At 68.9% G+C, this 19,720-nt stretch carries 14 protein-coding genes and 1 tRNA gene; 8 read left to right on the forward strand and 7 right to left on the reverse strand.

Annotated elements, in window-relative coordinates; genetic code table 11:
* Positions 1–1,113: 1,113 nt before the first annotated feature.
* From OG485_RS13135 to OG485_RS13155, 5 genes are all read left to right on the forward strand, one after another.
* On the forward strand, positions 1,114–2,319 hold the full coding sequence (locus tag OG485_RS13135) for a branched-chain amino acid ABC transporter substrate-binding protein (protein WP_328674406.1): 1,206 nt from the start codon (positions 1,114–1,116) through the stop codon (positions 2,317–2,319).
* 196 nt (positions 2,320–2,515) lie between these two features.
* A complete protein-coding gene (locus OG485_RS13140; protein ID WP_326788391.1) occupies positions 2,516–3,448 on the forward strand; it encodes a branched-chain amino acid ABC transporter permease in 933 nt (310 codons plus the stop codon).
* 5 nt (positions 3,449–3,453) lie between these two features.
* Positions 3,454–5,235, forward strand: a complete 1,782-nt coding sequence (locus OG485_RS13145) for a branched-chain amino acid ABC transporter permease (protein ID WP_328674407.1) — start codon at positions 3,454–3,456, stop codon at positions 5,233–5,235.
* Positions 5,236–5,240: 5 nt separating this feature from the next.
* On the forward strand, positions 5,241–6,353 hold the full coding sequence (locus OG485_RS13150) for an ABC transporter ATP-binding protein (protein WP_328668514.1): 1,113 nt from the start codon (positions 5,241–5,243) through the stop codon (positions 6,351–6,353).
* On the forward strand, positions 6,350–7,066 hold the full coding sequence (locus tag OG485_RS13155; RefSeq protein WP_328668515.1) for an ABC transporter ATP-binding protein: 717 nt from the start codon (positions 6,350–6,352) through the stop codon (positions 7,064–7,066). The genes OG485_RS13150 and OG485_RS13155 overlap by 4 nt, the downstream gene beginning before the upstream one ends.
* A gap of 110 nt (positions 7,067–7,176) precedes the next feature.
* On the opposite strand, the gene OG485_RS13160 is transcribed toward OG485_RS13155, so the two are convergent.
* Positions 7,177–7,833: an ANTAR domain-containing response regulator gene (locus tag OG485_RS13160; protein ID WP_328668516.1), complete on the reverse strand. Its 657-nt coding sequence runs from the start codon at positions 7,831–7,833 to the stop codon at positions 7,177–7,179.
* A 101-nt stretch (positions 7,834–7,934) separates the two neighbouring features.
* Between OG485_RS13160 and OG485_RS13165 the strand changes: the two genes are divergently transcribed.
* Both OG485_RS13165 and OG485_RS13170 read left to right on the forward strand, forming a co-directional pair.
* Positions 7,935–8,018: transfer RNA gene (locus OG485_RS13165), tRNA-Leu, on the forward strand.
* Between the two features lie 87 nt (positions 8,019–8,105).
* Positions 8,106–8,897, forward strand: coding sequence for a helix-turn-helix domain-containing protein (locus OG485_RS13170; RefSeq protein WP_328668517.1), 792 nt, complete (start codon positions 8,106–8,108; stop codon positions 8,895–8,897).
* Positions 8,898–8,925: 28 nt separating this feature from the next.
* On the opposite strand, the gene pyk is transcribed toward OG485_RS13170, so the two are convergent.
* Together pyk and OG485_RS13180 are read right to left on the reverse strand one after the other, a co-directional pair.
* Complete coding sequence (gene pyk, locus OG485_RS13175; protein WP_328668518.1) at positions 8,926–10,362, reverse strand: pyruvate kinase; 1,437 nt, start codon at positions 10,360–10,362, stop codon at positions 8,926–8,928.
* Between the two features lie 241 nt (positions 10,363–10,603).
* Positions 10,604–11,332: an SIMPL domain-containing protein gene (locus OG485_RS13180; RefSeq protein WP_328668519.1), complete on the reverse strand. Its 729-nt coding sequence runs from the start codon at positions 11,330–11,332 to the stop codon at positions 10,604–10,606.
* Between the two features lie 139 nt (positions 11,333–11,471).
* Between OG485_RS13180 and OG485_RS13185 the strand changes: the two genes are divergently transcribed.
* Positions 11,472–13,277 (forward strand): 5'-nucleotidase C-terminal domain-containing protein, encoded by a 1,806-nt coding sequence (locus OG485_RS13185; protein ID WP_328668520.1) that lies wholly within the window; start codon positions 11,472–11,474, stop codon positions 13,275–13,277.
* Positions 13,278–13,434: 157 nt separating this feature from the next.
* Here the strand turns inward: OG485_RS13185 and OG485_RS13190 are convergent, their stop codons facing one another.
* The 4 genes from OG485_RS13190 to OG485_RS13205 all read right to left on the reverse strand — a co-directional run bounded on the left by OG485_RS13190 (position 13,435) and on the right by OG485_RS13205 (position 19,700).
* Positions 13,435–14,874, reverse strand: a complete 1,440-nt coding sequence (locus OG485_RS13190; RefSeq protein ID WP_328668521.1) for a lysine N(6)-hydroxylase/L-ornithine N(5)-oxygenase family protein — start codon at positions 14,872–14,874, stop codon at positions 13,435–13,437.
* Positions 14,871–16,370 carry a pyridoxal phosphate-dependent decarboxylase family protein gene (locus tag OG485_RS13195; RefSeq protein WP_328668522.1) on the reverse strand — a complete coding sequence of 500 codons (1,500 nt, stop codon included), beginning with the start codon at positions 16,368–16,370 and terminating at the stop codon, positions 14,871–14,873. Before OG485_RS13195 ends, OG485_RS13190 begins: the two co-directional genes overlap by 4 nt.
* Before the next feature lie 263 nt (positions 16,371–16,633).
* Entirely contained in the window at positions 16,634–19,126 is a 2,493-nt protein-coding gene (gene pepN, locus OG485_RS13200) for an aminopeptidase N (protein ID WP_328668523.1), read from the reverse strand.
* 130 nt (positions 19,127–19,256) lie between these two features.
* Positions 19,257–19,700: a chorismate mutase gene (locus OG485_RS13205; protein WP_328668524.1), complete on the reverse strand. Its 444-nt coding sequence runs from the start codon at positions 19,698–19,700 to the stop codon at positions 19,257–19,259.
* Positions 19,701–19,720 lie beyond the last annotated feature (20 nt).

Below are 19,720 nucleotides of genomic sequence, written 5' to 3' on the forward strand. Positions count from 1 at the left end.
CCGAGGCCTCCGGTTCTCCACGCCCACCCCCGGCCCGCCCCGCGCCCCAGGGCCACGAAAGTGTTCGCCGAGCCCCACGGGTTCACGGACCGTCCAGAGGCTCGCAGCCCCTCCCCAGGTTCGCCGCCCCCAGAGGTTCACCGCACCCTCCGGATCCGCGGATCCGCCGAAGTCCAGCCCTCCACCCCTCGGCGCCCGTTGGGACGCGGCCCACCCGGGGCCCGGACCGTCATCGCTATCGCAACCGGCACCCCGCCGCCCCGCCTCGGCCACGCCCTTGACCACCGAGCGCGCAGCTCACCGCCGCAAGTGCCGCACCGGCACGCGCGCTCCTTCCGCTTCGAGGCCGGCACCGCCCGCCGCACAGCCGCCAAAGCCCGCCAAGTAGGCATCGACCCCGCCGAGTTGAGCGCGAAAAACCCACCCCCGCTGCCACTGACAGTGAAGGCCGGAAACGCCCGCCTCATCGCCTTGCGCGGCGCCGTATACAACCGCGCCGGGCCGCCGCACGCCGCCGAGGCCCCCCACCCCGACCTGCCCGTCCACGACAACAACGCACAGCAACAGCAAAGCCTCACTTCGGCGGCACACGGCCGCTCGGCCCGAGGGCCGCACCACCCGGCCCCGGCTACCCCAACAGGCTCTTCCCCACACCCACTTCACCCGGCCAGGACGCCGGCGACCGCATCACACGGCGGTAACAGTCGGTTACCTCTGCCGCAATAAAGCAATCCCCGCGCCGCGAGCCGCACCGCACCGCGCTCCGAGCGCCTCTCCGAACCGCCACCACACGTACAGCTTCCGGTATCCGCCATCAACCCGGAACAGCACGTTCTCACCATGCGAACACACAACCGCCCTCGACCGACACGCCGAAATGCTCCGATCGTCCGCCCCACGCCCCGCGAGGCGCCCCCCGGATAACAAGAGCGTCACAGCCTTCCCCACGCTCCTCCCCACCCCCCCAACCTGCGCTTATAGTCACGGCCAGTCACCGCGCCGCCGGGCGCGTCACTGCACGGCCCTGCTTCACCCAGTACGGCCCGGCGAGAAACACGGCCCCCACCCTGGGGTGCCGCGCCAGGGAGAGGATTCAACGTGCGACAGCGTTCTATGGTCATACTCACCGCCGTGCTCACGACAGGAGCACTCACGCTGACCGCCTGCGGCTCGCGCGACGACAGCGGCGACAGCAAGGGCGACAAGAAGACCGAGATCATCATCGGCGTGGACGCGCCGCTGACCGGTCAGAACTCCGCCACCGGCCTCGGCATCCAGGGCGGCGTCCAGATCGCCGTCGACGACGCCAACAAGAACAACACCGTCCCCGGCGTGACCTTCAAGGTCAAGGCGCTCGACGACAAGGCCATCCCGGCCTCCGGCCAGGCCAACGCCACCCAGCTCGTCCAGGACGACAAGGTCCTCGGCGTGGTCGGCCCGCTGAACTCCGGCGTCGCCACCCAGATGCAGCAGGTCTTCGACACCGCAGGCCTCGTCGAGATCTCGCCGTCCAACACCGCCCCGGAGCTCACCCAGGGCAAGAACTGGCAGACCGCCAAGTCCCGCCCGTTCAAGACCTACTTCCGCACCGCCACCACCGACGCCCTCCAGGGCGGCTTCGCGGCCGACTACGCCTACAACACGCTGAAGAAGCGCAAGGTGTACGTGGTCGACGACAAGCAGACCTACGGCGCCGGCCTCGCCAAGCTCTTCAAGGCCGGCTTCACCAAGTCCGGCGGCAAGCTCGCGGGCGAGGACCACGTCAACACCGGCGACACGGACTTCTCCGCCCTCGTCACCAAGATCAAGAACTCCAAGGCCGACCTCGTCTACTACGGCGGCCAGTACGACGAGTCCGAGAAGCTCACCAAGCAGCTCAAGGACGGCGGAGTCAAGATCCCGCTGTTCGGTGGCGACGGCATGTTCTCCGACACCTACATCCAGACCGCCGGCAAGCCCTCCGAGGGCGACCTCGTCACCTCGGTCGGCCAGCCCGTCGACTCCCTGGCCTCCGCCGCCGACTTCATCAAGAAGTACAAGGCGTCCGGCCTCAAGGGCGACTACGGCACCTACGGCGGCTACTCCTACGACGCCGCCACGGCCATCATCAAGGCCATCGGCGCTGTCGTGAAGGACGGCAAGATCCCGGACGGCGCCCGCGCCAAGATCGTCGCCGAGGTCCAGAAGACCAAGTTCGACGGCATCGCCGGCCCCGTCTCCTTCGACGAGTACGGCGACACCACCAACAAGCAGCTCACCGTCTACCAGGTCGTCGACGGCAAGTGGAAGGCCGTCAAGAGCGGCACGTTCAACGGCTGATCAGCACCACCCGGGCCACTCCGATGGATCGGTCCACCACCAGGCACCGGCGCCCCGAGCGGCACCACACGCCCGGTCCGATCCATCGGACAGGCCCTCAGCACAACCACAGGGCCGCGCGGCCACGACCACACGTCACCGCGCGGCCCGCTTCATACGCCCTGATCAACTCTCCCCACCACATGGAGGCCACGCGGTGAACACCCTGCCGCAGCAGCTGGCCAACGGGCTGTTCCTCGGCTCGATGTACGGGCTGATCGCCATCGGCTACACGATGGTGTACGGCATCGTCCAGCTCATCAACTTCGCCCACGGCGAGATCTTCATGACCGGCGGCTTCGGCGCACTCTCGGTCTACCTGTACGTTCTGCCAAACGGCACATCCATGTGGATAGCCCTCCCAGCGATGCTGATAGGCGGCGGAATCGTCTCCGTCCTCATCGCCGTCGGGGCCGAACGCTTCGCCTACCGCCCCCTGCGCGGAGCGCCACGCCTCGCACCCCTCATCACCGCCATCGGTCTGTCCCTGGCCCTCCAGCAGATCGTCTTCAACACCTACCCCGATGCCAAGACCGACCTGAAGTTCCCCCAGCTTCCCTTCGGCACCGTGCACATCGGCTCGGTCAGCATCCAGAGCGGTTCGGTCTTCGTCATCGTCGCCGCCCCCCTGTGCATGGCGGCCCTCGCCCTGTTCGTCAGCCTCTCCCGCACCGGCCGCGCCATGCAGGCCACCGCGCAGGACCCTGACACCGCACAGCTCATGGGCATCGACACCAACCGCATCATCGTCATCGCCTTCGCCATCGGCGGCTTCTTCGCCGCTGTCGCCGCCGTCGCCTACGGCCTGCGCTACGGCACCGTCAAGTACGACATGGGCTTCCAGATGGGCCTCAAGGCCTTCACCGCAGCCGTCCTCGGCGGCATCGGCAACATCTACGGCGCCATGATCGGCGGCCTCGTCCTCGGCCTCGCCGAGACCATGGCCACCAGCTACATCGACGGCATCCCGGGCATGCAGCAGCTCGGCGGCGGCGGCTGGTCCTCCGTCTGGGCCTTCGTACTCCTCATCCTCGTACTGCTGTTCAGGCCACAAGGCCTCGTCGGCGAACGCGTCGCGGACAGGGCGTGAGCACCATGGCAACCACCGAGACCACCACCTCCGAGCGCGGCCTGATCGCACTCCCCGAGAGCGCCGCCCGCGCCCTCATCGCCTTCGGCGCCATCGCCACCATCGCCAGCACGTTCATGTCCTGGACCTACACGTCCGACTTCCCCGGGGACCTCACCTACTACGGCTCCCCGGCCGGACTCCAGATCCTCGACATCGTCGCCGGCGCGCTCACCCTCCTCTTCGCCCTGACCCTCTGGAACGTCCGCGGCCTCGGCTGGCTCAACCCGGCGGGCGCCACCCAGCCCGTCGTCCTCGCCGCCGCCTCCGCGTTCGCCGTCAGCTGGTTCAGCGCCATCGCCATCGCCGTCGACCTCAAGGGCCTCGTCGCACTCGACCCCGGCGCCTACGTCGCCGCCGTCGGCTCCCTGATCGCCCTCCTCGGCACCCTGGCACTCCCCAAGCCCGGTGACACCTTCAAGGACTACGTCACCAAGCCCGACCTCATCCCGCCGGCCGCCAAGCTGCCCGGCTGGGTCGAGCGCCTCGTCATCACCGCCGCCACCGCCGTCGCACTCATCGCGTTCACGTACGGCATCGGCGTCGACCCCGACGCGAGCGAAACGTTCCTGGGCTACCTGCTCCTCGTCGTCTTCGGCACCTGGGCCCTCCAGACCGCCGGACTCTTCGACCGCTTCGCCCAGCTCAACGCCCGCCACAAGGGATTCGCCACCACCATGGCGTTCCTCGCCGCGGCGATCTTCCCCTACGTCGCGGACAACGAGCACAACGCCAACGTCGGCGTGAGCATCCTCGTCGTCGGCACCGTCGCCCTCGGCCTCAACATCGTCGTCGGCCTCACCGGACTCCTCGACCTCGGATACGTCGCCTTCCTCGGCGTCGGCGCCTACGCCGCGGCCCTCGTCTCCGGCTCCGAGTTCTCCCGCTTCTCCGGCGTCCAGTTCCCCTTCTGGGCCGCCATGCTCACCGGCATGGCCGCGTCGCTCGTCTTCGGCGTCCTCATCGGCGCCCCCACCCTGCGACTGCGCGGCGACTACCTCGCCATCGTGACCCTGGGCTTCGGAGAGATCTTCCGCATCGCCGTCAACAACCTGGACGGCGCCTCCGGACCCAACATCACCAACGGCCCCAACGGCATCTCCATGATCCCGGACCTCAACATCTTCGGGTTCGACTTCGGTACGACCCACGACGTCGCCGGCCACGCCCTCGGCCGCTTCGCCAACTACTTCCTGCTGATGCTGCTCATCACCGGACTCGTGGTCGTCGTCTTCTCCCGCGCCGCCGACTCCCGGATCGGCCGCTCCTGGATCGCCATCCGCGAGGACGAGACCGCCGCCACCGCCATGGGCATCAACGGCTTCCGCGTCAAGCTCGTCGCCTTCGCCCTCGGCGCCTCCCTCGCCGGCCTCGCCGGTACGGTCAGCGCCCACGTCGGCTACAGCGTCAACCCGGCCCCGTACCAGTTCGCCGGCTCCGTACCCCCGAACTCCGCGTTCCTCCTCGCCGCGGTCGTTCTCGGCGGCATGGGCACCGTCAGCGGACCCATCCTCGGCGCCACCCTGCTCTACCTCCTCCCTGAGAAGCTCCAGTTCCTCAAGGAGTACCAACTCCTCGCCTTCGGCGTCGCGCTCGTCGTCCTCATGCGCTTCCGCCCCGAAGGCATCATCGCCAACCGCCGCAACCAGCTCGAATTCCACGAGAGCGACGACAGCGACGAGACCGTCCACATCCCCGAACAAGGCCTGCCCGACTCCACCGTCGGCGTCACCAAGGCAGGGGCGTAACCAACATGACCACCACCACAGCCCCCAGCCCCGTCCTCGAAGCCACCGGCGTCACCATGCGGTTCGGCGGCCTCACCGCCGTCCGCAACGTCGACCTCACGGTCAACGCCGGAGAGATCGTCGGCCTCATCGGCCCCAACGGCGCGGGCAAGACCACCTTCTTCAACTGCCTCACCGGCCTCTACGTCCCCACCGAGGGCAAAGTCGCCTACAAGGGCAAGGTCCTGCCCCCCAAGCCCCACCTCGTCACCAGCGCCGGCATCGCCCGCACCTTCCAGAACATCCGGCTCTTCGCCAACATGACCGTCCTGGAGAACGTGCTCGTCGGACGCCACACCCGCACCAAGGAAGGCCTCTGGTCCGCCCTCCTGCGCGGCCCCGGCTTCCGCAAGGCCGAAGCCGAATCCCGCGAACGCGCCATGGAACTGCTGGAGTTCATCGGTCTCGCCCACAAGGCCGACCACCTCTCCCGCAACCTCCCCTACGGCGAGCAGCGCAAGCTGGAGATCGCGCGCGCGATGGCGAGCGAGCCGGGCCTGCTCCTCCTGGACGAGCCCACCGCCGGCATGAACCCCCAGGAAACCCGCGCGACCGAAGAACTCGTCTTCGCCATCCGCGACCGGGGCATCGCCGTCCTCGTCATCGAGCACGACATGCGCTTCATCTTCAACCTGTCCGACCGCGTGGCCTGCCTCGTCCAGGGCGAAAAGCTCGTCGAAGGCACCTCCGAGGTCGTCCAGGGCGACGAGCGCGTCGTCGCCGCCTACCTGGGCACCCCGTTCGAGGGCGCCCCGGGCGAGGAGGAGCTGGCCGAGGTCGAGGCCGCGGAAGCGGCGGGAACCGCCGAAGCCGTGACCACGACGGACACCGCTCCGAAGACCGAGGAAGCCGCCCCGGCCGACGCCGCCCCCGAAGCCGGGGAAGCCGAAGCAACCCCGGCGGCCGAGGACGGCACGGACACCGACGAAGCCCCCGAGGCCGAGGAAACGTCCGACGCCCCCGAGGCCTCCGAGGAGCCCGAGGACGCCACCCCGGCCGACGACTCCGACGCCCCCACCGCGTCCGACGACGCCGACGCACAGGGCAGCAGCACCAGCAAGGAAGGAACCGCCCAGTGACCGCACTGCTCGAGGTCGAAGACCTCAAGGTCGCCTACGGCAAGATCGAAGCCGTCAAGGGCATCTCCTTCACCGTCGAAGCCGGCCAGATCGTCACCCTCATCGGCACCAACGGCGCCGGCAAGACGACGACCCTGCGCACCCTCTCCGGGCTCCTCAAGCCCAGCGGAGGCCGCATCCTCTTCGACGGCCAGCCCCTCGCCAACGTCCCCGCCCACAAGATCGTCGCCCTCGGACTCGCACACTCCCCCGAGGGACGCCACATCTTCCCCCGCCTCACCATCGCGGAGAACCTCCAGCTCGGAGCGTTCCTCCGCAGCGACAAGGCGGGCATCGAGAAGGACATCCAGCGCGCCTACGACCTCTTCCCCATCCTGGGAGAACGCCGTAAGCAGGCCGCCGGCACCCTCTCGGGCGGCGAGCAGCAGATGCTCGCCATGGGACGCGCCCTCATGTCCCAGCCCAAGCTGCTCATGCTCGACGAACCCTCCATGGGCCTCTCGCCGATCATGATGCAGAAGATCCTCGCCACCATCGCCGAACTCAAGGCGTCCGGTACGACCATCCTGCTCGTCGAGCAGAACGCCCAGGCGGCGCTCTCCCTCGCCGACCAGGCCCACGTCATGGAGGTCGGCAGCATCGTCCTCTCCGGCACCGGCCAGGACCTCCTCCACGACGAGTCCGTCCGCAAGGCGTACCTCGGCGAGGACTGATCCACCGCGGCCCGGCCGCACACACGAAGAGGCCCGCACCTCCGTCAGGGGTGCGGGCCTCTTCCGTCCGCCACGACCAGGCGGACCAAGCTCTACGACAGGGGGCTGAACTAGCCCTTCGACGCCTTCTTCTCCGCGGCGTCCTCGATGACCGCCTCGGCCACCTGCTGCATCGACATACGGCGGTCCATCGACGTCTTCTGGATCCACCGGAACGCCGCCGGCTCCGTCAGGCCGTACTCCGTCTGCAGCACCGACTTCGCGCGGTCCACCAGCTTGCGCGTCTCCAGACGCTGCGTGAGATCCGCGATCTCACCCTCCAGCGCCTTCAGCTCCGCGAACCGGGACACCGCCATCTCGATCGCCGGCACCACGTCGCTCTTGCTGAACGGCTTCACCAGGTACGCCATCGCGCCCGCGTCACGGGCCCGCTCGACCAGGTCGCGCTGCGAGAACGCGGTCAGCATCAGCACCGGGGCGATCGACTCCTCGGCGATCTTCTCCGCCGCCGAGATGCCGTCCAGCTTCGGCATCTTCACGTCGAGGATCACCAGGTCGGGCTTGTGCTCCCGGGCCAGCTCGACGGCCTGCTCACCGTCACCGGCCTCACCTACGACGGTGTAGCCCTCTTCTTCGAGCATCTCTTTGAGGTCGAGGCGGATCAGCGCCTCGTCCTCGGCGATGACGACACGGGTCGTCAGCGGAGGCACGTGCGACTTGTCGTCGTCGGGCGCGTCTACGGGCTGGGGCGACTCGGGGGCGGTCACGGGGGCTCCTCATTGCGGGCCGGGCAGGTAGTGCTGCTTAAGAAGACTACCTAGCGGCGGCGGACCGCGATGACCCGGTATGCTTCCGCAGAGCCACTCACGCCGGGTTGGCGCAACTGGTTGACGCGGAGGTCTCAAACACCTCTGTCCGCAAGGACATGTGGGTTCGAATCCCATACCCGGCACAGATCATCGCAAAGCGGAGGTCCACGTTCTCGTGGACCTCCGCTTTTTGCTGCACACGGTGACGATCAGCAACGCACAGTGTTCACATGAACGCGCATGGAACTGAAGTACGGCAGAAGACTCTCGCCCTGCTCCGCGACGGGGCCAAGAACACCGACGTGGCACGACGGTTCGGCGTTCCGCCGGGAACGGTCAGCTACTGGAAGCACGTGGACCGAGTTAAACGCGGCGAGCCGGTCACCGTTCGCCCGTCGCTCCTCTGCCCGAGGTGCAACGGCCGTGACCTCGACAAGGCCTCGTACAGCTATCTCCTCGGCCTGTATCTGGGCGACGGACACATCACTCACTACGCGAAGCACAAAGTGCCCAGCCTCATGATCACCCTCGACGACGCCTGGCCAGGTATCCAGGACAGGACGGAACGCGCCCTGCGGACCGTGTTCCCCCACAACGCCACGTGCCGCGTGCGAAGCAAGGGCGCGCACAACATCAAGGTGTACTTCAAGCACCTCGACCGCCTCTTCCCGCAGCACGGCCCCGGCAAGAAGCACGAGCGCCCCATCGTCCTCGAACCCTGGCAGCAGGAGATCGTCGACGCCCATCCCTGGGAGTTCATCCGGGGGCTGATCCACTCCGACGGCTGTCGCATCACCAACTGGACGACCCGACTCGTCGGCGGGGAGCGCAAGCGCTATGAGTACCCCCGGTACTTCTTCACCAATGTCTCGGACGACATCCGGCAGCTTTTCACGGACACCCTGGACAAGCTCGGGGTCGACTGGCCGCACTGCACCCGCCACGGGAACCCGTACAACATCTCCGTCGCCAGGAAGGCCTCCGTAGCCCTCCTCGACGCCCACGTGGGCCCCAAGTACTGACCGGCGACGGAGAAGGCGCCTGTGCCTGCTACTTGGGGCTGTCGTCCTCGCCGATGTGGTGGACGCGGACCAGGTTCGTGGAGCCGGTGACTCCGGGCGGGGAGCCGGCGGTGATCACGACGATGTCGCCCTTGGCGCAGCGGCCGTACTTGAGGAGGAGTTCGTCGACCTGGTCGACCATGGCGTCGGTGGAGTCGACGTGGGGGCCGAGGAAGGTTTCGACGCCCCAGGTGAGGTTGAGCTGGGAGCGGGTGGCGGGGGTGGGGGTGAAGGCGAGGAGGGGGATGGGTGAGCGGTAGCGGGAGAGGCGGCGGACGGTGTCGCCGGACTGGGTGAAGGCGACGAGGAACTTGGCGCCGAGGAAGTCGCCCATTTCGGCGGCGGCTCGGGCGACGGCTCCGCCCTGGGTGCGGGGTTTGTTGCGTTCGGTGAGGGGCGGCAGGCCCTTGGCGAGGATGTCTTCTTCGGCCGCTTCGACGATGCGGGACATCGTCCTGACGGTCTCGATGGGGTATTTGCCGACGCTGGTCTCGCCGGAGAGCATGACGGCGTCGGTGCCGTCGATGACGGCGTTGGCGACGTCGGAGGCTTCGGCGCGGGTGGGGCGGGAGTTCTCGATCATCGAGTCGAGCATCTGGGTGGCGACGATGACCGGCTTGGCGTTGCGCTTCGCGAGCTTGATGGCACGCTTCTGGACGATCGGGACCTGCTCCAGGGGCATTTCGACGCCGAGGTCGCCGCGGGCGACCATGATGCCGTCGAAGGCGGCGACGATGTCGTCGATGTTGTCGACGGCCTGGGGCTTTTCGACTTTGGCGATGACGGGGAGGCGGCGGCCTTCCTCGTCCATGATGCGGTGGACGTCGCGGATGTCGTTGCCGCTGCGGACGAAGGAGAGGGCGATGACGTCGAAGCCGGTGCGCAGGGCCCAGCGGAGGTCGTCCTCGTCCTTGTCGGAGAGGGCGGGGACGGAGACGGCGACGCCGGGGAGGTTGAGGCCTTTGTGGTCGGAGACCATGCCGCCTTCGATGACGGTGGTGTGGACGCGGGGGCCGTCGACGGAGGTGACTTCGAGGCAGACTTTGCCGTCGTCGACGAGGATGCGTTCACCGGGAGTGACGTCCGTTGCCAGTCCGTCGTAGGTGGTTCCGCAGTGGTCGCGGTCGCCTTCGGCGCCTTCTTCGACGGTGATGGTGAAGGTGTCTCCGCGTTCAAGGAGTACGGGGCCTTCGGTGAAGCGGCCGAGGCGGATCTTCGGTCCTTGAAGGTCGCCGAGGATTCCGACGCTGCGGCCGGTTTCGTCGGATGCCTTTCGGACGTGTCGGTAGCGTTCCTCGTGGTCGGCGTGGGTGCCGTGGCTGAGGTTGAAGCGGGCTACGTCCATTCCGGCTTCGACCAGGGCTTTGATCTGGTCGTACGAGTCGGTGGCGGGGCCCAAGGTGCAGACGATTTTCGCTCGGCGCATGATTCGAGCCTAGGCCTTACCGGTCGGTAGAGAATTGGTCGCGCATGACTACTCAACAACCTTTGCGTGAAGGGTTATTGACAACTGTTGAATTGTGCGCCGTGCCGCTCCGATGAGCAGGGCACTGTTCTCGGTGCGGTCGGCGCGTTCTTCTGCTCGTGCCCGTCCAGTGTGCGCCGGGCTGTGGGGTGGGTGCGCGGAAGAGCCTTGTGGTGACTTTCCGTGATGCTGCCAGGTGCGGCTAGAGCCGTGGCGGTGCCATGGTGAAGCGGGCGTTGACCTGGGCGTGGACGTGCTGGCGTTGGGGTTCGAGGTCGAGGGGGGCGGGTTCGTCCTCGGTGGGGCCGGCGCCGTAGGCGGCCCGGCTGAGCGCGCGGGTGCTCTGGGGGACTCGGGGGTGGGTGTCCTCGGCGCCGGTGTCGGCGAGTTCGACGAGTGCGGTGAGGGTGGTTTCGAGGGCTTCGGCGTATTCGCGGGCGCGCTGGACGGCTTCGCGGACGGCCTGTTGGCGTGCTGTGCGGTGGGCGGGTGAGTCGGGGCGCAGGGTCCACCAGGGGCCGTCCACGCGAGTGAGGTCGAGGTCGGCGAGGGCGGTGGTGAGTTCGCCCAGTGCGGTGAAGTCGTTGAGCTCGGCGGTGATGTGGACGAGGCCGTGGTGGGTGCGGACGCGTTCTCCGCGGCCGTGGCGGCCGAGTTCGGGGGTGATGGTGAGGGCGCTGGTCTCGAGGCGTTCGACGGCGTCGCCGTAAGCCTTGACGAGGTCGAGGGCGAGGGTGTTGCGGCGGGTGAGGTCGGCGAGGGTTTCGCGTCGGTCTTTGCCGCGGGCGGTGACGGTGATGGTGACGCGGGCGATCTCGGGGTCGACTTCGAGACGGGCTTCGCCGCGGACGGCGATGCGGGGTGTGTCGGGGGTGCCGTAGGGGACGGCGGGTGGGGTCGGGTTGGCGGTGGGGGCGGTGTCGGGGGTCATACGTCCCACTCTGTCAGGGGGTGGGGGGTCCGTGGCGTTGTACGGCCACGAGATGGAAACCTCCAGGGTCTTTTGCGGGGGCGGGTGTTAGGCCAGAATCTACGCGCGTCGTTGACCAATTTCCCGAGGAGTTCAAGCCATGCCGTTTAACCGCCGGAAGTTTCTGAAAGAGTCCGCCGTGACGGGTGCGGGGGTGGCGCTCGCGGGAGTGGGCGCGGCTCCGGTGGCGCAGGCCGCGGAGAGGGCGAAGGGGGGCCGGCCGGTGAAGCGGTACGAGCTGACGGTGATGGGGACCACCGATCTGCACGGTCATGTCTTCAACTGGGACTACTTCAAAAACGCGGAGTACGCGGACAAGGCGGGTAACGCTCAGGGTCTGGCGCGGATCTCGACGCTGGTGAACGAGATCCGTGCGGAGAAGGGGCGTTGCAACACGCTGCTGCTGGACGCCGGTGACACGATCCAGGGCACTCCGCTGACGTACTACTACGCGAAGGTGGATCCGATCACCGCCAAGGGCGGTCCGGTGCATCCGATGGCGCAGGCGATGAACGCGATCGGGTATGACGCGGTGGCGCTCGGGAACCACGAGTTCAACTACGGCATCGAGACGCTGCGGAAGTTCGAGTCGCAGTGCCGTTTCCCGCTGCTGGGCGCGAACGCGCTGGACGCGAAGACGCTGAAGCCGGCGTTCCCTCCGTACTTCATGAAGGAGTTCCACGTCCATGGCGCTCCGCCGGTGAAGGTGGCGGTGCTGGGTCTGACGAACCCGGGTATCGCGATCTGGGACAAGGCGTACGTGCAGGGCAAGTTGACGTTCCCGGGTCTTGAGGAGCAGGCGGCGAAGTGGGTGCCGAAGCTGCGGTCGATGGGTGCGGACGTGGTGGTCGTGTCGGCGCATTCGGGTGCGTCGGGTACGTCGTCGTACGGTGACCAGTTGCCGTATGTGGAGAATTCGGCGGCGTTGGTGGCGCAGCAGGTGCCGGGGATCGACGCGATCCTGGTGGGTCACGCGCATCTGGAGATCCCGGAGTTGAAGGTCACGAACACGGTGACGGGGAAGACCGTCGTGCTGTCGGAGCCGCTGGCGTACGCGGAGCGGATGTCGGTGTTCGACTTCGCGCTGGTCTTCGAGAAGGGGCGCTGGACGGTCGAGTCGGTGGCCGCGTCGGTGCGCAACACGAACTCGGTGGCGGACGACCCGAAGATCACGCGGCTGCTGAAGGACGAGCACGACGTGGTGGTGGCGTACGTCAACCAGGTGGTCGGTGCGGCGACGGAGACGTTGACGACGGTGGAGGCGCGTTACAAGGACGCTCCGATCATCGATCTGATCACGAAGGTGCAGGAGGACGTGGTCAGGGCGGCGCTGGTGGGGACGCAGTACGCGTCGTTGCCGGTGATCGCGCAGGCGTCGCCGTTCTCACGGACGTCGGAGATCCCGGCCGGGGATGTGACGATCCGGGATCTGTCGAGTCTGTATGTGTACGACAACACGCTGGTGGCGAAGGTGCTGACGGGTGCGCAGGTGCGGGCGTACCTGGAGTATTCGGCGAACTATTTCGTGCAGACGCCCGTGGGTGCGGTGGTCGACACGGAGAAGCTGACGAACGCGAACAGTCGTCCGGACTACAACTACGACTATGTGTCGGGGCTCGCGTACGACATCGACATCGCGCAGGCGGAGGGTTCGCGGATCAAGAACCTGACGTTCGGCGGTGCGCCGTTGGATGACGCTCAGCAGTTCGTGTTCGCGGTGAACAACTACCGTGCCAATGGTGGCGGCGCGTTTCCGCATGTCGCTTCGGCGACCGAGGTGTGGTCGGAGTCGACGGAGATCCGGACGCGTATCGCGGAGTGGGTCACGGCGAAGGGTGTGCTGGACCCGAAGGAGTTCGCGTCGGTGGACTGGAAGCTGACGCGTGAGGGTGTGCCCGTGTTCTAGGGCGTTTTTGGTTCAGGTCGGTTCAGGTCGGCGGCGTCGGCGCGGTTTCTCGCGTCGGCGCCGTTTGTCTTGGGCGGTTGTGCAAGGCGATCGGAGAATCCCGGCCTATGTGTGAACCGATCGGCGGGGCTCGTCCGATGAGGGGATGTGGGGGTGGTCATCGTCCTTCGACGAGAGGGATGAGCGGGACGAGGCGGGTGAGGGTTCGGGTTTCCTGGCGGGCGGCGGGGACGCGGTGGGTGTGTTCGAGTCCGAAGGTGGTGAAGGCGGTGCGGTCTGGGAGGGGGTAGGGGTCTTTGCCGGTGAGGGAGTTGAGGATGGTGGCGCTGCGCCAGGCGGCGAGGCCGAGGTCGGGGGTGCCGACGCCGTGGGTGTGGAGTTCGGCGTTCTGGACGTAGACGCGGCCGGTGACGGTGGGGTCGAGGACGAGGCGGAACTCGTTGTCGATGTCGGGGCGCTCGGCGTTGTCGCGGCGGAGGTAGGGGTCGAGTCCGGCGAGGAGGGGGGCGATGGGGCGTTCGCGGTAGCCGGTGGCGAGGACGACGGCGTTGGTGGTGAGGCGGGATCGGGTGCCCTGCTGCGTGTGTTCGAGGTGAAGTTCGATCTTGGTGGTGGCGATGCGGCCGGCGGTGCGGACGGTGACGGCGGGGGTGAGGACGGCGTCGGGCCAGCCGCCGTGGAGGGTGCGGCGGTAGAGCTCGTCGTGGATGGCGGCGATGGTGTCTGCGTCGATGCCTTTGTGGAGTTGCCATTGGGCGGCGAGGAGGCGGTCGCGGACGGGTTCGGTGAGGGCGTGGAAGTAGCGGGTGTAGTCGGGGGTGAAGTGTTCGAGGCCGAGTTTGGAGTACTCCATGGGTGCGAAGGCCTCGGTGCGGGCGAGCCAGTGGATCTTTTCTTTTCCGGTGGGGCGGTTGCGGAGGAGGTCGAGGAAGACTTCGGCTCCTGACTGGCCGGCGCCGATGACGGTGATGTGGTCGGCGGTGAGGAACCGGTCGCGGTGTTTGAGGTAGTCGGCGGCGTGGATGACGGGTGCGTCGGGGGCCTCGACGAGTGGTTTGAGGGGTTCGGGGATGTGGGGGGCTGTGCCGACGCCGAGGACGATGTTGCGGGCGTGGGCGCGGCCGTGGGCCTGGGCTCGGCCGTGGGTGTCGAGCTGGGTGAAGTCGACTTCGAAGAGCTCGTGTTCGGGGTCCCAGCGGACGGTGTCGACCTGGTGGGCGAAGCGGAGCCCGGGGAGGTTGTCGGCGACCCAGCGGCAGTAGGCGTCGTATTCGGCGCGTTGGATGTGGAAGCGCTCGGCGAAGTAGAAGGGGAAGAGGCGGTCGCGGTCCTTGAGGTAATTGAGGAAGGACCAGGGGCTGGTGGGGTGGGCGAGGGTGACCAGGTCGGCGAGGAAGGGGACTTGGAGGGTGGCGCCGTCGATGAGGAGGCCGGGGTGCCAGTCGAAGCCGGGGCGTTGTTCGTAGAAGACGGTGTCGAGTTCGGTGAGGGGGTGGGCGAGAGCGGCGAGGGAGAGGTTGAAGGGGCCGATGCCGATGCCGACGAGGTCGCGGGGGGTTTCGGCGTCGGGGCGGTGGGGGTGGGGTGTCGGTCTCATCGGGGGGTGTGTCCTTCCACCAGTTTCAGGAGCGTGGCCAGGTCGCCCGGCCGGGTGTGGGGGTTGAGGAGGGTGGCTTTGAGCCAGCGGCGGCCGTCGAGGGTGGCGCGGCCGAGGACGGCGCGGCCTTGGTCGAGGAGGGTGCGGCGTACGGCGGCGACGGTGTCGTCGGTGGCGCCTCGGGGCCGGAAGAGGACGGTGCTGATGACGGGGTGGTCGTAGAGCTCGAAGCCGGGGTGTGCGGCGGTGAGATCGGCGAGTTCGTGGGCGTGGGCGCAGACCTGGTCGACGAGGTGGCCGATGCCGTGGCGTCCGAGGGTCTTGAGGGTGACGGCGATCTTGAGGATGTCGGGGCGGCGGGTGGTGCGCAGGGAGCGGCCGAGGAGGTCGGGGTGGCCTGCTTCCGTGTCGTCGTCGGCGTTGAGGTAGTCGGCCCGGTGGGTGAGGGGGGTGAGGTCGGTGGGGTCGCGTACGGCGAGGAGTCCGGCGGCGACGGGCTGCCAGCCGAGTTTGTGCAGGTCGAGGGTGACGGTGTCGGCGTGGGCGAGTCCGTCGAGTTTGGTGCGGTGCCGGTCGCTGAAGAGGAGGCCTCCGCCGTAGGCGGCGTCGATGTGGAGGCGGGCGCCGTGGGTGGCGCAGAGGTCGGCGATCTCGGGCAGCGGGTCGATGAGTCCGGCGTCGGTGGTGCCTGCGGTGGCGGCGACGAGGAGGGGGCCGCGCAGGTCGCTGAGGGCGCTGTCGAGGGCGGCGGGGTCGAGGGTGCCGGCGGGTGCGGGGAGGACGACGGGTTCGGGCAGGCCGAGGAGCCAGGTGGCGCGGTGGAGGGAGTGGTGGGCGTTCGCTCCGCAGACGAGTTGGACGCCGTGGTGTTTCTCGCGGGCGAGGAGGAGGGCGAGTTGGTTGGATTCGGTGCCGCCGGTGGTGACGAGGGCGTCGCCCTGCGTGCCTCGCGCTCCCTGCGCGCCTCGCGTGCCCTCCGCGATCTCCGCGATCTCCGCGATCTCCGTGCCCTTCGTGCCCTTCGTGCCCTCCGTGCCCTCCGCGCCTGAGGTGTGCGAGGTGTGCGAGGTGTCGTCCGGGTTGCCGTAGACCAGGTCGGCGAGGGCCCGGGTGAGGAGTGCCTCGAGTTCGGAGGCGGCGGGCGCCTGGTCCCAGGAGTCGAGGGAGGGGTTCAGGGCGGAGGCTGCGAGGTCGGCGGCGGTGGCGACGGCCAGGGGCGGGCAGTGCAGGTGCGCCGCGCACAGGGGGTCGGCGGGGTCGGCGGCGCCTTCGGCGAGGGCGCGGACGAGGGTGTGCAGGGCGTCGGGGCTGCCGTGGTGGGGCAGGGGGTCGCCGAGGGCTGTGCGCAGGCGCTCGGCGACGTGTGCGGGTCCTCCGGCGGGGAGGGGGCCTCCGCGGGCGGCGGTGCCTTCGGCGAGTGCGTGCAGGACGGTGTCGAGCAACGGCCGCAGTGCGTCGGGGCCTTCGGGGCCTGAGGCGAGGGGCGGCGTGCTCATGGGTGTCCTCCGGTGGACGTGCGGCGGGGTCCTTCCCGGCGTGTGCGTGTTTTGGGCAGGTGCGCCCGCCAAGGACAACGATTCGGTCCCGGCGGGGGTACTGCCGTACGGAGGATTTGTGTGACGGGGGCGGACACGCGGGACGCCGGACGGCTGCGGGGCAGCTGTCCGGCGTCCGGGTTCGCGTCTGGTGTCTGGACTCCGGGGTCCGGAGCCGGGTCTTGTGCCCGGTCTCCGGTGTCCGGTCTTCGTCAGGTTGGCGGCTAGGCCTGCCTCACCCGCAACGCGCGTGCGAGGTCGTCCAGTTGGTCGGCGAGTTTGCGGCGCAGAGCCGGGATGAGGTCGGCGTCGCGCAGGCAGCTCTCGCCGAGGGCGAGGGTCTCGGGGGTGACGGCGCAGGCGGGGAAGGCCCAGCGTCCTGCGGCTTCGGCGATGGCGGGGCCGCGTCGTTCGGCTACGGCCACGGCGTCGGGCCAGTAGCGCTCGACGTAGGCGTGGACGAGGCCGGCCTGTTCGGGCTGCCAGAAGCCCTGGGCGGTGGCGGTGAACAGGTAGTTGGAGAGGTCGTCGGTGGCGAACATCGCGTCCCAGGCGGTGCGTTTGGCCTGGGGGTCGGGCAGGGCGGCGCGGCAGCGGGCGGCGCCTTCCTGGCCGGTGGCGCTGGGGTCCTGGACGAGTTCGGCTTCGATCACGGCGTCGTCGACGGCGCCGAGGACGCTGAGCCGGCCGAGGATGCGCCAGCGCAGCTCGGGGTCGAGTTCGGGGCCGCCGGGGACGGTGCCCTCGGAGAACCAGGCGCTGATGGTGTCGGGGTGGACGGCGACGTCGATGAGGTGGCGTACGGCGGTCAGGCGCAGTCCGGGTCGGGAGCCGTCCTCGGTGCGGCGGATGAGGTCGCGGCACAGGTCGGTGAGGGTGGCGAGGGCGGTGGCCCGCTGTTCGGGGCTCAGGTACCGGTTGGCAACGTGGGCGGTGGCGAAGGTGAGGACGCCCTGGACGACGGCGAGGTCGGTCTCGTGCGGCAGCTGGGTGCGGGCGGTCTCGATGTAGGCCGTGGCGGGCAGTTCGCCGTCGCGTACGGCGTCGCGCAGGGCGTTCCAGACGACGGCCCGGGTGAGGGGGTCTGGGAGGCCGGCGAGGGCGGCTCGTACGGTCTGGAAGGACTTGGTGTCGAAGCGGACCTTGGCGTAGGTGAGGTCGCCGTCGTTGAGGAGGAGCAGGTCGGGGCGGCGGCCGGGCCGGGGGTCGGTGGAGTCGCCCTGGGGGACGTCGAGTTCGAAGCGGTCGCGCAGGGTGAGCCGGTTGTCCTCGCCGGGGACGATGTCGTAGGCGCCGACGGCGATGCGGTGGGGGCGGCTGCCCTGGTGGGCGACGGTGAGCTGCCACCGGCCGTCGGCTTCGGTGATCTCGGGTGTGAGGGTGTCGACGCCAGTGGTGCGCAGCCAGGCGTCGGCCCAGGCGTGGACGTCGCGTTCGGTGGCGGAGGCGAGGTTGTCGATGAAGTCGGCGAGGGTGGCGTTGGCGAACTTGTGGCGGGCGAAGTGGGTGTTGATGCCGGCCAGGAAGTCCTTCTCGCCGAGCCAGGCGACGAGTTGGCGCAGTGCGGAGGCGCCCTTGGCGTAGGAGATGCCGTCGAAGTTGAGCATGGCGGACGCGGTGTCGGGGACGGCGTCCGGGTCGGGGGCGACGGGGTGGGTGGAGGGGCGCTGGTCGGCGTCGTAGCCCCAGGACTTGCGGGCGACGCCGAAGTCGACCCAGGTGTCGGTGAAGCGGGTGGCTTCGGTGAGGGTCTGGTAGCCCATGTACTCGGCGAAGGACTCGTTGAGCCAGATGTCGTCCCACCAGCGCAGGGTGACGAGGTCGCCGAACCACATGTGGGCCATCTCGTGGGCGATGACCATGGCGCGGGTCTGGCGCTCGGTGTCGGTGACGGCGGAGCGGTAGATGAACTCGTCGCGGAAGGTGACGAGGCCGGGGTTCTCCATGGCGCCGGCGTTGAACTCGGGGACGAACGCCTGGTCGTAGGAGTCGAAGGGGTAGGGCTCGTCGAACTTCTCGTGGTAGCGGTCGTAGCAGGCGCGGGTGATGTCGAGGATTTCGTCGGCGTCCGCGTCGAGGTAGGGGGCGAGGGAGCGGCGGCAGTGGAGGCCGAAGGGCAGGCCGGCGTGTTCGGTGCGGACGGAGTGCCAGGGGCCTGCGGCGACGGCGACGAGGTAGGTGGAGATCAGCGGGGTGGGGGCGGCCTTCCAGCGGCCGTCGCCGAGGTGTTCGGTGACGCCGTTGGCGAGGACGGTCCAGCCTTCGGGGGCGGTGACGGAGAGCTCGAAGACGGACTTGAGGTCGGGCTGGTCGAAGGCGGCGAAGACGCGCTGGACGTCTTCCATGAAGAGCTGGGTGTAGACGTAGGTCTCGCCGTCGGTGGGGTCGGTGAAGCGGTGCATGCCCTCCCCGGTGCGGGAGTAGCGCATGGAGGCGTCGACGCGCAGTTCGTGCTCGCCGGCGGTGAGTCCCTTGAGGGTGAGCCGGTTCTCGTCGAGGGTGGCGGGGTCGAGGGGCCTGCCGTCCAGGGTGACGGAGCGCAGTTCGGCGGGCTTCATCTCGACGAAGGTGTCCGCGTCGGCGCGGGCGGTGAACCGGATGACGGTCAGGGAGTCGAAGGTCTCGTCCCCTCGGGTCAGGTCGAGTTCGATCCCGTAGTGGTGGACGTCGAGGAGCTTGGCACGGGTCTGCGCTTCGTCGCGCGTCAGTACGGACATGAGGCCATGCTGCCCGATGGCGCGGGTCAGGACACAGGGGTGGTCCTGTATATGCGCATTGACGCCACCTGGTCACGGGCTGCGGTCGGGGGAGGGGCGGCCGGGGCGGCGGAGCGGCGGCCCGCCGCCGTCACTCCCGCGTATCGGCCGTGCCGGTCGGGTCGGCCGTACCGGCCGCACCGGTCGTAGTGGCCGCGCCGGTCGTGGCGGTCTCGGAGGTCGGACCGGTCGTACTGGCCGTGCCGGCCGTACCGCCGCCCGCGTCGTCCGCGATGCGCTCGTGGTGCCGGATGACCTCGGCGATGATGAAGTTCAGCAGCTTCTCGGCGAAGGCCGGGTCGAGCTTCGCGTTCTCGGCCAGGCTGCGCAGCCGGGCGATCTGGTGGGCCTCGCGGGAGGGGTCGGCGGGCGGAAGCTGGTGGGCCGCCTTGAGGTGGCCGACCTGCTGGGTGCATTTGAAGCGTTCGGCGAGCATGTGGACGACGGCGGCGTCGATGTTGTCGATGCTGTCGCGCAGCCGGGCGAGCTCCGCTCTGACGTCGGGGCCGGCTTCCTGGGGCGTGCTGGTGGTCATGACAGCCAACCCTACGTGGC

This window comes from Streptomyces sp. NBC_00328 (assembly GCF_036139655.1).
GTDB lineage: Bacteria > Actinomycetota > Actinomycetes > Streptomycetales > Streptomycetaceae > Streptomyces.